Source organism: Neobacillus ginsengisoli (assembly GCF_030813055.1).
On the sequence record NZ_JAUSTW010000001.1, the window covers coordinates 279,248 to 293,219 of the forward strand.

The 13,972-nt window shown below is 38.1% G+C and carries 12 protein-coding genes and 1 other annotated feature (1 of these 13 only partly in view); of the genes, 9 read left to right on the plus strand and 3 right to left on the minus strand.

What is annotated here, in order from left to right:
• Window positions 1-11 precede the first annotated feature (11 nt).
• On the plus strand, window positions 12-308 hold the full coding sequence (yajC, locus tag J2S10_RS01440; protein ID WP_307403919.1) for a preprotein translocase subunit YajC: 297 nt from the start codon (window positions 12-14) through the stop codon (window positions 306-308).
• A 48-nt stretch (window positions 309-356) separates the two neighbouring features.
• Here yajC and J2S10_RS01445 read toward each other — a convergent pair whose 3' ends face one another.
• Window positions 357-716, minus strand: a complete 360-nt coding sequence (locus J2S10_RS01445) for a TIGR04086 family membrane protein (RefSeq protein WP_307403921.1) — start codon at window positions 714-716, stop codon at window positions 357-359.
• A 252-nt stretch (window positions 717-968) separates the two neighbouring features.
• Here J2S10_RS01445 and J2S10_RS01450 point away from each other — a divergent pair, with 252 nt between their 5' ends.
• Window positions 969-1,628 (plus strand): DUF421 domain-containing protein, encoded by a 660-nt coding sequence (locus tag J2S10_RS01450; protein ID WP_307403923.1) that lies wholly within the window; start codon window positions 969-971, stop codon window positions 1,626-1,628.
• A gap of 34 nt (window positions 1,629-1,662) precedes the next feature.
• Here J2S10_RS01450 and spoVB read toward each other — a convergent pair whose 3' ends face one another.
• Entirely contained in the window at window positions 1,663-3,216 is a 1,554-nt protein-coding gene (gene spoVB / locus J2S10_RS01455) for a stage V sporulation protein B (RefSeq protein WP_307403925.1), read from the minus strand.
• Window positions 3,217-3,357: 141 nt separating this feature from the next.
• On the opposite strand from spoVB, the gene J2S10_RS01460 reads away from it, so the two are divergent.
• The 6 genes from J2S10_RS01460 to dtd all read left to right on the plus strand — a co-directional run bounded on the left by J2S10_RS01460 (window position 3,358) and on the right by dtd (window position 11,924).
• Window positions 3,358-3,654: a post-transcriptional regulator gene (locus J2S10_RS01460; protein WP_307403927.1), complete on the plus strand. Its 297-nt coding sequence runs from the start codon at window positions 3,358-3,360 to the stop codon at window positions 3,652-3,654.
• Window positions 3,655-3,805: 151 nt separating this feature from the next.
• Entirely contained in the window at window positions 3,806-6,070 is a 2,265-nt protein-coding gene (secDF, locus tag J2S10_RS01465; RefSeq protein ID WP_307403929.1) for a protein translocase subunit SecDF, read from the plus strand.
• 95 nt (window positions 6,071-6,165) lie between these two features.
• Window positions 6,166-8,529, plus strand: coding sequence for a single-stranded-DNA-specific exonuclease RecJ (gene recJ / locus J2S10_RS01470; protein ID WP_307403931.1), 2,364 nt, complete (start codon window positions 6,166-6,168; stop codon window positions 8,527-8,529).
• Window positions 8,520-9,032: an adenine phosphoribosyltransferase gene (locus J2S10_RS01475; protein WP_307403933.1), complete on the plus strand. Its 513-nt coding sequence runs from the start codon at window positions 8,520-8,522 to the stop codon at window positions 9,030-9,032. The genes recJ and J2S10_RS01475 overlap by 10 nt, the downstream gene beginning before the upstream one ends.
• Before the next feature lie 242 nt (window positions 9,033-9,274).
• Window positions 9,275-11,470, plus strand: coding sequence for a RelA/SpoT family protein (locus J2S10_RS01480; RefSeq protein ID WP_307403935.1), 2,196 nt, complete (start codon window positions 9,275-9,277; stop codon window positions 11,468-11,470).
• Window positions 11,471-11,480: 10 nt separating this feature from the next.
• On the plus strand, window positions 11,481-11,924 hold the full coding sequence (gene dtd / locus J2S10_RS01485; RefSeq protein ID WP_307403937.1) for a D-aminoacyl-tRNA deacylase: 444 nt from the start codon (window positions 11,481-11,483) through the stop codon (window positions 11,922-11,924).
• 39 nt (window positions 11,925-11,963) lie between these two features.
• Here dtd and J2S10_RS01490 read toward each other — a convergent pair whose 3' ends face one another.
• Window positions 11,964-13,469, minus strand: coding sequence for an SH3 domain-containing protein (locus J2S10_RS01490; RefSeq protein ID WP_307403939.1), 1,506 nt, complete (start codon window positions 13,467-13,469; stop codon window positions 11,964-11,966).
• 167 nt (window positions 13,470-13,636) lie between these two features.
• Here J2S10_RS01490 and J2S10_RS01495 point away from each other — a divergent pair, with 167 nt between their 5' ends.
• Entirely contained in the window at window positions 13,637-13,813 is a 177-nt protein-coding gene (locus J2S10_RS01495; RefSeq protein WP_307403941.1) for a hypothetical protein, read from the plus strand.
• A gap of 65 nt (window positions 13,814-13,878) precedes the next feature.
• Window positions 13,879-13,972, plus strand: a binding site (T-box leader); it runs 148 nt beyond the window's last position.

A 13,972-nucleotide genomic window follows, 5' to 3' on the forward strand; every position in this document is an offset into this window, starting at 1 on the left:
GGGAAACAAGAATGGGACAAATTGGTACAATCATTCCATTAATATTAATGTTTGTGTTGTTTTATTTTCTATTAATTCGACCACAGCAAAAACGCCAAAAATCGGTTTCACAAATGCAAAGCTCTTTAAAAAAGGGTGATAAGATTGTTACGATTGGTGGTCTACATGGTTTTGTAGATTCAATTGACGACAGTAAGGTTGTAATTAAATGTGGAGACGGAAGCCGTCTAACATATGACCGCTCAGCTATTCGTGAAGTAACTGAACCTAGTAAGGAAGTTACGAAAGAAGTAAATCTTGAAAAATAAAACCATACAAAAAAGGAAGCCAAATGTAAATGGCTTCCTTTTTAATTATTAAATAGATCGGGTATTATTCGACGAAACATTCACTCCTAATATTCCACCCATCATCGCAATCAATGTGTAACAAGTATGATAGATTACTTGCTGAGCAGAAAATAAGCGGTCATAGCCTAAGTATTGGAACAAAAAGATAACCAGCGTGTAAATTAATCCTGTTACTCCCCCGATTAACCAACCTTTTTCTTTACGTTTCCCTCCGGATAAAAATCCGCCGCCGAACAGAGCAATAAATGAAACTGCCGTGATAATGTATTGTACTGATGTTTCTCGTGCGGACGTAAATCTAAGAATGAAAGCAAAAATAAAGCTGCAGACGCCTGCAAATAAAAAGATAAAGATTAATCCGTACAAAATTGATGTACCAAAGCTTTTTGATTCGATGGTTCTCTCCCCCTTTAATTGCCTTTTAGGCAGACTTATTTTTCTTTAAGTATCAAAACTAAGGAAAACAGTATCTTTCCTAGTACAAGCATATTCTTTAAGGGATAAATGTAGAATTAAATTTTCAACTGTTGCTGGCTTTCATTTGGAATATTATTCCTATTATGTTTTGTGTTAGTTTGCCCACAATATATTTGAATGGGAAAAAAGGGGCGACAATAAGTGGGAACATATTTGAGTATTGGGTTTCGAACTTTATTTTTATATTTACTTATGTTAGTAATTTTCCGTTTAATGGGCAAGAGGGAAATCGGGGAGTTAAGCATCCTTGATCTTGTGGTCTTTATTATGATTGGTGAGATGGCAGTCATTGCAATTGAAAATACGAAAGACCCTCTGCTTCATACAATGGTTCCAATGGTTTTACTAATGTTTATTCAAATCACACTTGCAATCGTTTCTTTAAAAAGTAAAAAATTTCGTAATCTCGTCGATGGTCAGCCAAGTATCATTATTAATAGAGGGAAAATTGATGAGGAGGCAATGAGAAAGCAGCGCTACAATTTTGATGATTTAATGTCACAATTAAGAGAAAAGGACATTCGCAGTATTGCCGACGTTGAATTTGCTATATTAGAGTCTTCGGGCCGTTTATCTGTTATTGAAAAATTACAGGACCCTAAAAAACCGAAAAAGAATGGTGATATTACCATCCCATTGATTATGGACGGTGCCATTGAAGAGGAAAATTTGAAACGGATAAACAAAACGAACCTATGGCTGCGTCAAGAATTAAAGAAAAAGGGCTACCGCGATATTAAGAAAATATCGTTTTGCAGCTATGAAAACGGAAAGTTTTTTATCGATATCGAAGATGAGTAATAAAGAAGACACACATGGTGTGTCTTCTTTTAAGCTAACGAAACGCCCAAAATCTACGGATCCAAGGGATCCTTTTTAACTCGTCCTTCTTAATAAGACCAAACAACAGCAATAAAACCACATAGGAGACCGACATTCCCACTGTAGAGGTTAATACTCGAAATGCTAAATGTTCATTCAAGAGAATATTTTCAAAAAGCCAATAGCCTAGCCAGCCTGATGCACCCATCACAAGAAATGCTTTTAAATAGTCACGTATATAGAAGGAAAAAGCAATTTTCTTTAATACGGTGGCAAAGTGAAGGACCGTTACTAGAACGAATCCAACGATAATCCCTAATGCAGCGCCAGTAATTCCGAATGTTGGCTGGGAAGCCAATAAAAAAATTACAGCGGTTTTAACGATCGCGCCGATTAAACTATTAATCATTGCAGCCCTTGCAAGATTTAATGCCTGTAATACAGCTTGTAAGGGACCCTGATAGTAATAAAATAAAAAGAACGGTGCCATTAAACGAATAAAATAGGATCCCTTCGCTGATCCATACATTAACTGCATGAGCGGGTCAGCCAATACGTAGAGGACAATCACTGCTAGTCCACCGGTTAAAAAGGCGAACCGTAGTGCCTGTTGTAGTCGGTATTCGATCAATTTACGGTTATTTTGCGTATTGGCTTCGCTAATGGCTGGGACAAGAGAGGTAGCTAACGAAAAAGTAACAAATGATGGAAGCATTAAAAGCGGCAGAGCATAGCCGGTTAAGGCTCCGTACTGTTTAGTGGCCTCGATCGCAGCAACACCCGCAAGGGCTAGACTGTGGGCAACGACAATCGGTTCAAAAAACCAAGCTACCGAACCAATCATTCTGCTCCCCATTGTAGGTAAGGAAATATCCATTAAATCTTTAAATGTCTGCTTCCCTTTTTGGACAAATTGGAAAAAATCTTTTCTAAGTCTAAACCGTTTTTTTAATTTAAAAGCTGTCATTAAATACAAGAGTGAAACTAATTCTCCGATAACGGATGCAACCATTGCAGCTGCAGCAGCATATTCAATCCCATAAGGAAGGAACGCTTTTGTCATTACAGCGATTAACGTGATTCTCACAAGCTGTTCCAATATTTGTGAATTGGCAGCTGGCCGCATGTTCTGCCTTCCTTGGAAGTATCCTCTTAACACCGAAGAAACAGCGATTACGGGAACAACCGGTGCAATGGCTACTAAAGGGTAGTATGTTCTTGGATCAGTAAACAGCGTTGTTGACAAGATTGGTGCAAGTAGAATTAAGGCCGGAGTAAAAATAATAGAGAGTGTTAAGGTTGTTGCGAGTGATACGACCAGAATTTTTTTTATTTCAGCATGGTCCCCTCTTGCCTCAGCTTCTGCTATATTTTTGGAAATAGCAACGGGCAGCCCGAGCTGGGTAATCGTTACAACTAGGATAAATGTGGGGAAGGCCATCATATACAAGCCAACGCCTTCTTCACCGATGCTTCGAGCTATGACAATACGATTAATAAAACCGAGAATTCTTGTAAAAAATCCTGCAATTAACAGGATGAAAGTCCCTTTTAAAAACTTTGACATTCTACTTCCCACCTTCTCAAAAAAGAAGAATTCATATACAATTAACTATATGCACAAGGGTGGACAAAGCATGACAACGGAGGCTCCTTTTTTAAAAGAACAATTAAAATGGTACAAACACATGTCGGGGAGGCAGTTACAATGGAGAAAAGCCACAAATACAATCATTTTCGCACCCAGGTACAACCCGCATTAGCTAGTAAACTATCGGAGTTTCGATTGCTCGGTTACGATTCAGTTTCGGAAGATGGGCTTTGGGAATTTTTGATTATGAAGAAATGGAAGAAGGTAAATGAAGAAATCAGATTATATGAAATTATCCAAGATATTCTGAATGTTAAAGTAAGTGATTATATGAGCTTTACAACCATTCAAACATATAAAACAACCGAGTTCTCCATGGATGATGAAAACGAATGGAAAGAGCTATTGAAATAGGAATACGTATTGCGCCATTTTCATTTTTTTTTGTAAATTGACAGCTTTTCTATCTTATTTCATAATGGAGGCAATGACATTTTTTATTATTTTTGTATAAGGCCTAACGTCAATTTGCTTTTTCTCAAACCCTAAGGAGGAACAATACATAATGGTTAAACGCAGTAGAATCGTTGCTTTCCTGCTTGTTATTTTACTTGTAGGAAGTACCATGGGAGTTACAACAAAAAACATTATCAACAAAATGAAGCTTGGGCTCGACCTTCAGGGCGGATTTGAAGTATTGTATGAAGTTCAACCGGCCAAGAAAGGACAAAAAATTGATAAAGATGTGCTGGCGAGTACGGCGCAAGCACTAGATAAGCGGATCAATGTCCTTGGGGTAAGTGAACCGAGTATACAAATTGAAGGCAATAATCGAATTCGCGTTCAGCTTGCCGGCGTCAGCGACCAAAATAAAGCACGTGAAATCTTGTCCACCCAAGCCAACCTAACATTCCGTGATTATAATGATAAATTAATGATGGATGGGACGGATTTAAAACAAGGCGGGGCGAAGCAAACCTTTGATGAAAATGGGAAACCCAGTGTTTCTCTAACATTAAAAAGTGCTGATAAATTCCGAAAAGTAACCCAAGAAATTGTTAAAGATACTCCAAATAATGTACTTGTTATTTGGCTTGACTTTGTCCAAGGAAAAGACTCTTTTAAAAATGAAGTAACAAAGAAAAAACCAAAATATTTGTCTGCTCCATCTGTTTCGCAAGTATTTAACCAAAATACTGTTAGTATTGTCGGTAATTTCACTGCAACTGAAGCGCAAACTTTAGCTTCTCTTTTAAATGCGGGAGCGCTTCCGGTAAAACTGAAAGAGGTTTATTCAACTTCCATTGGAGCTAAATTTGGGGCGCAGGCCTTACATGATACAGTATTGGCTGGTATGATCGGTATTGCGATCATCTATCTATTTATGCTAGTGTATTACCGTTTCCCTGGTTTCATTGCTGTTGTATCATTAAGCATCTATATTTATTTAATTTTGTTAATTTTCGACTGGATGAATGGGGTCCTGACATTGCCGGGTATTGCCGCATTAATTCTCGGTGTCGGTATGGCCGTCGATGCGAATATTATTACGTATGAACGAATAAAAGAAGAGATTAAGGTTGGGAAGTCCATTAAATCAGCGTTTCAGGCCGGAGAAAAAAACGCATTTACAGCGATTCTGGATTCCAACTTAAATACCATTTTGACAGCGTCGGTTTTATTCTTTTATGGGACAAGCTCTGTTAAAGGGTTTGCAACAATGCTAATTTTGAGTGTTGTCATGAGCTTCTTAACTGCCGTTTACGGTTCACGATTATTACTCGGACTATGGGTACACAGCCGGTTCTTAAATAAAAAACCAAGCTGGTTCGGTGTGAAACAAGCTGAAATTAAAGATATTTCGGAAAACTATGACACACTGGATCTTCCGACGAAATTTGATAAAATTGATTTTGTTAAGAATAGAAAGAAATTTTTCTGGATTTCAGGAACTCTTCTTACTGTTGGACTAATTTTGCTCATTGTCTTGCGTTTGAATCTTGCTATTGATTTTACGAGCGGTACCCGAGTGGAAGTCCTTTCAAAATCGCCGGTTACGACAGAGCAAATAAAAAGTTCATTTGAAAAATTGAATCTAAAAACAGATGATATTGTCCTTTCAGGTAAGAACAATGAAATAGGGGCAGCCCGTTTAATTGGCGTCTTATCAAAAAATGAAATAGCTAAATTAAAGACAGCCTTTAAAAAAGAATATGGATCAGAGCCAAACGTAAGTACTGTTTCACCAACAGTAGGAAAAGAGTTGGCGAAAAATGCCATTATTGCTGTTTTAATTGCTTCAATTGGGATCATTATTTATTTAACAATCCGTTTCGAGATCTATATGGCGATCGCTGCAATTGCCGCCATGCTGCATGATGCTTTCTTTATGATCGCCTTTTTCAGTATTACAAGATTGGAAGTAGACTTGAATTTTATTGCTGCAGTTTTAACGATTGTTGGGTATTCTATCCATGATACGATTGTTACCTTTGACCGGATGCGTGAAAATATGCATAAGAAAAAGCGGCTTAAAACCTTTAAGGATATTGCGGATGTTGTAAATACCAGTATCCACCAAACATTAACCCGTTCCTTAAATACTGTTTTAATGGTATTAATTACGGTTATTTCACTGTTAGTATTTGGTAGTCCTGCAATTCGAAACTTCTCGTTTGCGTTGCTAGTTGGCCTTTTAGTAGGTGTATATTCATCGATTTGGGTTGCATCTTCCTTATGGGTTGTCTTGAAAGCTAGAGAGTTAAAGAAAAAAGGCGTTATTAAAACAGTCAAAGAAAAGAAAAGATACTCTGATCAGCCTCAAGTGTAACCATTAAAAAAACCGCAGCTATGCGGTTTTTTCTTTTGATTGAAAGCATTGGCTCCTCTCCTGTATAATAGTAAAGGTCTAAAGAGGTGAAAGGCATGTTAAAGTCGAAAACGAAATGGATTGTTAACAAAACTGATGAGCAATTAGTCAAAGTCCTGGAAAATGAATTGAAAATTACGCCTCTTGTTGCATCGCTGCTTGTCAACCGCGGAGTAAATACCGTTGATTCTGCACGGTATTTTTTATTTGGGAAGGAACAATTTCATGATCCTTACCTTTTTAAAGGAATGGATATTGCGGTAAAAAGAATACATGAAGCCATAAACAATCAAGAGCCAATCCTTATTTATGGAGATTATGATGCGGATGGAGTAAGCAGTACTTCGGTATTAATGATTGCACTTCGTGAATTGGGAGCTAACGTAAATTTTTATATTCCTAATCGCTTTACAGAAGGATATGGACCAAATGAGGCGGCATTCCGCAAGGCGGCTGAAAATGGAATAAAATTGATTATTACTGTAGATACCGGAATTGCTGCTGTGCACGAAGCAGCAACAGCAAAAGAACTGGGACTGGAATTAATCATTACCGATCACCATGAACCGGGACCTGTTTTGCCTGAAGCCCTTGCTATTATTCACCCGAAGCTCCCTGATAGTATTTATCCCTTTCGTGAGCTTGCAGGTGTAGGCGTGGCTTTCAAACTGGCCCATGCACTTTATGGGGAATTTCCTGAGCATTTGCTAGAAATTGCGGTAATTGGAACGATTGCAGATTTAGTTTCACTAAAAGATGAGAACCGTCTGATTGCCAAAAAAGGTCTTGAAAAATTAAAAGTTACGAAAAACATTGGGCTTAAAGCTATTTTTAAATTGGCTGGAGTCGATTCAAAATCTATAAATGAAGAAACAATTGGTTTTACCCTTGCGCCGAGAATTAATGCTGTCGGACGTTTGGAAAATGCAGATTTAGCCGTTCAGCTCATACTAACAGATGACCCACTGGAAGCGGCAAGTTTGGCGGAAGAAATGGATGCTCTAAACAAAACCAGACAATCAATAGTCAATACCATTACTGCAGAAGCAATAGAAGAGGTCGAGAGGAACTTTCCTATTGAATCAAACAGCGTACTTGTTATTGGCAAGGAAGGCTGGAATGCAGGTGTAATTGGAATCGTTGCTTCCAGGCTTGTTGAAAAATACTACAGGCCAACGATTGTCCTAAGTTTTGATCAAAATAAAGGGCTAGCGAAGGGATCAGCCCGAAGCATTTCGGGATATGACCTTTTTCAAAATTTATCAACGTGCCGGGATATTCTGCCGCACTTTGGCGGACACCCGATGGCTGCCGGTATGACACTTAAGCTTGAAGATGTCCCGGAACTTCGCGCGAGATTAAATAAACTTGCAATTGAGCAGCTTACGGAGGATGATTTCATTCCTGTTACCTTGATTGACGAAGAAATCCGCCTCGAGGATATAAACTTGAGAGCTTTAGAAGAAATGAATCTCCTTTCCCCATTTGGAATGGACAATCCTAAGCCGAAAGTATTAATCAAAAATGTCGAAATTGCAACCATGAGAAAAATTGGCAGCGAACAAAACCATTTAAAGGTTCTGATGAATGATGAGGGCTCAAACCTTGATGGCGTTGGATTTGGATTAGGACCGTTAGTTGACCATATTTCTCCATCATCCAAAATTTCATTAATTGGAGAATTATCTGTTAATGAATGGAACAATATCCGTAAACCGCAAATTTTTATACAGGATATAGCCGTGAGTTCATGGCAATTATTTGATTATCGAGGTGTAAAGCGGATTCACAATATTGCCGAAACGATCCCACATGAAAATAGAAAATTAGTTGTTTTTAACGAAGAGCAATCTAAAAAAATCATTCCTGGTCAGAAGGACGAACTAATTTTTATTCGTAATCCTGAAGAAGCAAAAACAGTCAATATTACAGATGCTAATGTCGTTTTAGTGGATTTTCCCCCTTCCAAGGAAATACTGTGCCATTTAATAAAAGGGAAACAGCCAGCGAGGATTTATACCTATTTTTATAAAGAATCCAGTGATTTTTTCAGCACTGTTCCAACAAGGGAGCATTTTAAATGGTTTTATGCTTTACTCTTAAAAAAGGGACCTATTGACCTTGCGCGTTATGCAGATGAAATTGCAAAGCATCGCGGCTGGTCACAGGAAACGATAATATTCATGTCAAAGGTGTTTTCTGAACTGGATTTTGTTACAATAAACAATGGATTTATAACTTTAAACCAATCATCGCAAAAGCGTGATTTAACAGACTCTAGAACTTATCAAACAAAACAGGCACAATATGCTCTTGAAAGAGATTTGTTGTTTTCATCCTTTCAGGAATTAAAAGGCTGGTTCGATCAAGTGATTCAAGAGTCGATTGAAATTGAGGAGGCAATAAAAGAATGGACTTAAAACAATTTATTACAATTGTACCGGATTATCCAAAACCCGGAATAAAATTTAAAGACATTACCCCATTAATGGATAATGGTGATGCATATAAGTATGCAACAGACCAAATTGTTTCCTATGCGAAAGAAAGAGAAATTGATCTCATTGTGGGACCTGAAGCTCGGGGTTTTATTATTGGCTGCCCGGTTGCTTATTCATTAGGAGTTGGTTTCGCACCGGTCCGAAAAGAAGGAAAACTGCCAAGAGAAACAGTTAAAGTAAGCTATGGACTGGAGTATGGTAAAGATGTCCTAACGATTCATAAAGACGCCATTAAACCGGGACAACGCGTTCTAATTACGGATGATTTATTAGCCACTGGAGGAACGATTGATGCAACGATTCAACTGGTCGAGCAGCTTGGCGGAGTTGTGGCAGGAATCGCTTTCCTAATCGAATTGTCTTACTTAGAAGGCAGAAAAAAACTTGATGGTTATGATGTATTAACATTAATGCAGTATTAACATAAAGGAGAGCACTCTGGTGAATGAGTGCTCTCTTCTTATAACAAAAGTAACCAATCGGATTTGTTACTTGAAAAAATTTTTCGACATTTTTTTTGTAAATTAAGAAAAATATCTCCCTTTCTCTTTACATCTTAGCTTTTTTTTTCGATAATAGTAACAATCATTCTAATTTAGAAACTTTATTTTAAAGAATGACATTTTATAAATAATAAAAATGAGACGAAAATAAAGGTGATTTCATGGCGAACGATCAAGTGTTAACCGCCGAGCAAGTCATAGACAAGGTTGCAGCCTATTTAAACGAAGAGAATGTAAAATTAGTAAAAAGAGCTTATGAATTTGCTAAACACTCTCATCGTGAACAATATAGAAAATCAGGTGAGCCCTACATCATTCATCCCATTCAGGTAGCGGGTATATTGGCTGACTTGGAAATGGATCCCGCAACAGTGGCTGCCGGTTTTCTTCACGACGTCGTTGAAGATACGAATGTCTCGTTAAAGGACATCTCAAACGAATTTAATGACGAAGTGGCAATGCTTGTCGACGGTGTAACAAAATTAGGAAAAATTAAATACAAATCACATGAAGAACAGCAGGCGGAAAACCACAGAAAAATGTTTGTGGCAATGGCTCAAGACATCCGGGTTATTCTAATCAAGCTTGCAGACCGTTTGCATAATATGCGGACGTTAAAACATCTTCCCTATGAAAAACAGCGCCGGATTTCAAATGAAACACTTGAAATTTTTGCACCTTTAGCTCATCGTCTTGGTATTTCTAAGATTAAATGGGAGTTGGAAGATACTGCATTAAGGTATTTAAATCCTCAGCAATATTATCGGATTGTAAACTTAATGAAAAAGAAGCGTGCTGAACGGGAGCAGTATTTAGAAGATGTGATTGCCGAAGTTAAGGGCCGGCTTGGTGAAGTTTCTATAAAGGCCGAGCTTTCCGGTCGACCTAAGCATATTTACAGCATATATCGGAAAATGGCTTTACAAAATAAGCAATTCAGTGAAATTTATGATTTGCTGGCAGTAAGGATTGTTGTGAACAGCATCAAGGATTGTTATGCAGTTTTAGGGATTATTCATACATGCTGGAAACCGATGCCTGGGCGTTTTAAAGATTATATCGCGATGCCTAAGCCAAATATGTACCAATCTCTGCACACAACGGTGATTGGCCCTAAAGGTGACCCGCTGGAGGTACAAATTAGAACGTTTGAAATGCATCGGATCGCTGAATTCGGTATTGCTGCTCACTGGGCTTATAAAGAAGGTAAAGCGCTCAACGATAGTACTACTTTTGAACAAAAGCTGACCTGGTTTAGAGAAATACTTGAGTTTCAAAATGAGACTCAAAATGCGGAAGAATTCATGGAATCGCTTAAAATCGATCTGTTTTCCGATATGGTTTTTATTTTTACCCCAAAAGGGGACGTAATTGAGTTGCCGTCCGGTTCAGTTCCTATTGATTTTGCCTATCGAATCCATTCTGAAATTGGCAATAAAACGATAGGGGCAAAAGTGAACGGCAAGATGGTGACGCTCGATTATACACTTAAGACCGGCGATATCATCGAAATTTTAACATCCAAACATTCCTATGGACCAAGTCAGGATTGGTTAAAGCTGGCTCAAACATCACAGGCTAAAAATAAAATCCGTCAGTTTTTTAAGAAACAACGCCGTGATGAGAATGTTGATAAAGGAAAAGAGCTTGTTGAAAAAGAAATCCGCAACATGGAGTTTGATGTTAAAGAAATTTTAACCCTGGACAATCTGAAAAAGGTTGCCGAAAAGTTTAATTTTTCCAACGAAGATGATATGTATGCAGCCGTTGGCTATAATGGCGTAACCGCCCTTCAAGTCGCTAATCGTTTAACGGAAAAATGGCGCAAGAAGCGGGATCAGGAACAATCAGCAAGCATTACGGATGCCATTACTGATTTAAAGTCCTTCTCATCGACCAAAAAACGGGAATCCGGTGTTCGTGTATCAGGAATTGATAATTTGTTAATCCGTTTATCAAGATGCTGCAATCCCGTTCCGGGAGATGAAATCGTGGGCTTTATTACAAAAGGCCGTGGAGTTTCTGTTCACCGCTCTGATTGTCCTAACATTGACTCAAATGATGCCCAATCAAGATTGATTCCTGTAGAATGGGAATCTTCCTTAAATGACCGGAAAGAATATAATGTAGATATTGAAATTAGCGGTTATGATCGCAGAGGACTTCTAAATGAGGTTTTACAAGCAGTTAATGAAACGAAAACAAATTTTTCCGCTGTTACGGGAAGATCTGACCGAAATAAAATGGCGACGATTATTATGTCGATTGCAATTCACAATGTGAGTCATTTGCATAAAATAGTTGATCGAATCAAACAGATTCCGGATATATATTCTGTCCGCCGGATCATGAATTAAGGAGTATGAAATGCGAGTAGTGGTACAACGCAGTAGAAGTGCCCGAGTGACTGTGGACGGGGAAATTACCGGTCAAATCACGAAAGGGCTTGTCATCTTGGTTGGAGTAACGCATGAGGACAGGGAAGAAGATGCTGCATATTTAGCGGATAAAATTATCAACCTTCGAATTTTTGAAGATTCAACAGAAAAAATGAATTTGTCATTAGTGGACGTTGGCGGTGAAATTCTTTCCGTTTCCCAATTTACATTGTACGGGGATTGCCGAAAAGGGAGAAGGCCAAATTTCATGGAAGCGGCAAGACCTGATCATGCACTTCAAATGTATGAAGCTTTTAACAGCATCTTGCGGGAAAAAGGCATTCATGTTGAGACAGGCCGATTCGGTGCAATGATGGATGTGGAATTAACCAATGACGGTCCGGTGACATTAATTTTAGAAAGTAAATCCTAAAAAAGCTTGGCACCATAGTTCGGTCGGTGCCAAGCTTTTTTAATTCTCTTTAAAAAAACGTGCCAGGCCATTGTATAGGCCCGTTGCCGCATTTTCCTGAAATTGTTCGGAATTCACGGTCATTTCTTCCTCCGGATTGCTTAAATATCCTAACTCTATCAAGGTTGCTATTTGGCTATTTTCTCTAATTACGTGAAAATCCCCAAAACTGACGCCCCTGTTTTTTAATCTAGTTTGATTAACTGTTGATGTGTATAGATAATTAGCTAACTGCTTTTGAAAAGAATGATAATAATAGCCTGTCATTCCTCGGGTGCTTCGGTCTGTACTGCTATCATAATGCAGGCTAATAAAGGCATCGGCATGTAAAGACCGGGCAATACTTACTCGTGAAGGCAGGGGAATATATGTATCATCATTTCTTGTTAGGTATACATTTGCACCCGCTGCTTTTAACTTATTATATAATAGCGTAGCAGTCCGGATGGTTAGATTCTTTTCATGTGTTCCGCTGGCACCGGTTGTACCGTTATCCTCTCCGCCATGACCGGGATCTAGCACAATCGTTTTGTTTTTTAGATAGGGTTCTACTCCATTTTTCTCAATTCGGGGAGCAGTGCCATTAATGGAAACCATCCATCCGGCTACATAAGCACTCGAGCCGTTTTTCAGTGTTATTTCATACCAATCATTCGCTACTCCTTTTATAGCAAATGTATCCCCTTCATTGGCACGCTGAACGACATCTGATTGGACGTTCGGAGTTTTTCTGATATTGGTACCATCCTGTAAAATTGTAATATTACTTTCTTTAATAGCTTGCTCTGTAGAGGAATTAGGTGTGCTTTTATCAAGATACCATCCTGCTACCCAGCCATAACTTCCTTTTTTATATTCAATTTCGACCCAATTGTTATTCTCTTCTAAAATGGTAAAGCTTTGTCCAAGTTTAACGGTTCCAAGAACGCTTGCATTCAATGAAGAACTACTGCGGATACTGAGGCTGCTGGCTGTAACCTTGCCAACAATTCCCTTGGTTGCATTCCCATGGCTATCTTTTGCTGAACTTGTTTGAAGGTCAATAAATTGAGAGTTAACCCATCCCATTTGACCGGAGAATTGAATCTGCGCCCAATTGTTTTGCGTGGAATAAACAGTTACGCTTGTACCTTTAGAAAGTTTTCTAATAATCGGACTTACGGAGGAAGAGTCCTTTCGGACATTTACATTATCTCCGTTTACAATACCGTTGTTTGTTGTTGTATTGGCCGATTCTTTTGAAACCAGCCAGTTGGCGATCCACCCTGTTTTTCCGTTGGAAAGATCAATCTCAATCCAATCGCCCTGTTCTTTTAAAACAGTATACTTTTCGCCTTTTTTTGCTTGTTTTACTAGATTGTAGCTAAGGCTTGGACCACCTCGAACATTGACTGAGTCGGTGAAAATGGTGATAGAACTACTTGCGGCAATCCCTCTTCCCTGTGGTAGGAAGGCAGTAAGAATCATAATAATACAAAATAAATAGAAACTAAGTTTTCTAAGCATCTAAACCTCCGATATATTCTATTTCTATCATTTTAACGTAAAAATTGCTGAAAATCATTCCTAAATTGCTAAAATTGTCCAACAAATTAATCGTTTATCATCTGCAAGTTTTTCGTTAATAGTGGAAATAATAGAGATAATTGTAAATAGGACAGAGGTGAATTGCTTTGAGATCCAGTGAAAAGGGAATGAATATTCAGTCAATTGATGGAAGGATTTTTGGTGTTGATTTTCATGATTTTATCCAAAAAGAACAGAATTCCAATACATTTGAACTTGCATCTGAATTTGGATTAACAATTAATGATGTCAGAAAGTTAAAAAAACATTTAGAGAGATCGTAAAACGCACTTGACAATGGAATGGATGCTCCGTATTATTATATAAATAAAATGATAAAATTAATTGAGAATAACCATTGATGGAGCATAGTAATTAAGCTAAACACATGAAAAGAGAGGAAATGCCCCGGGCTGAAAGCATTTCTACATGATACTTAATGA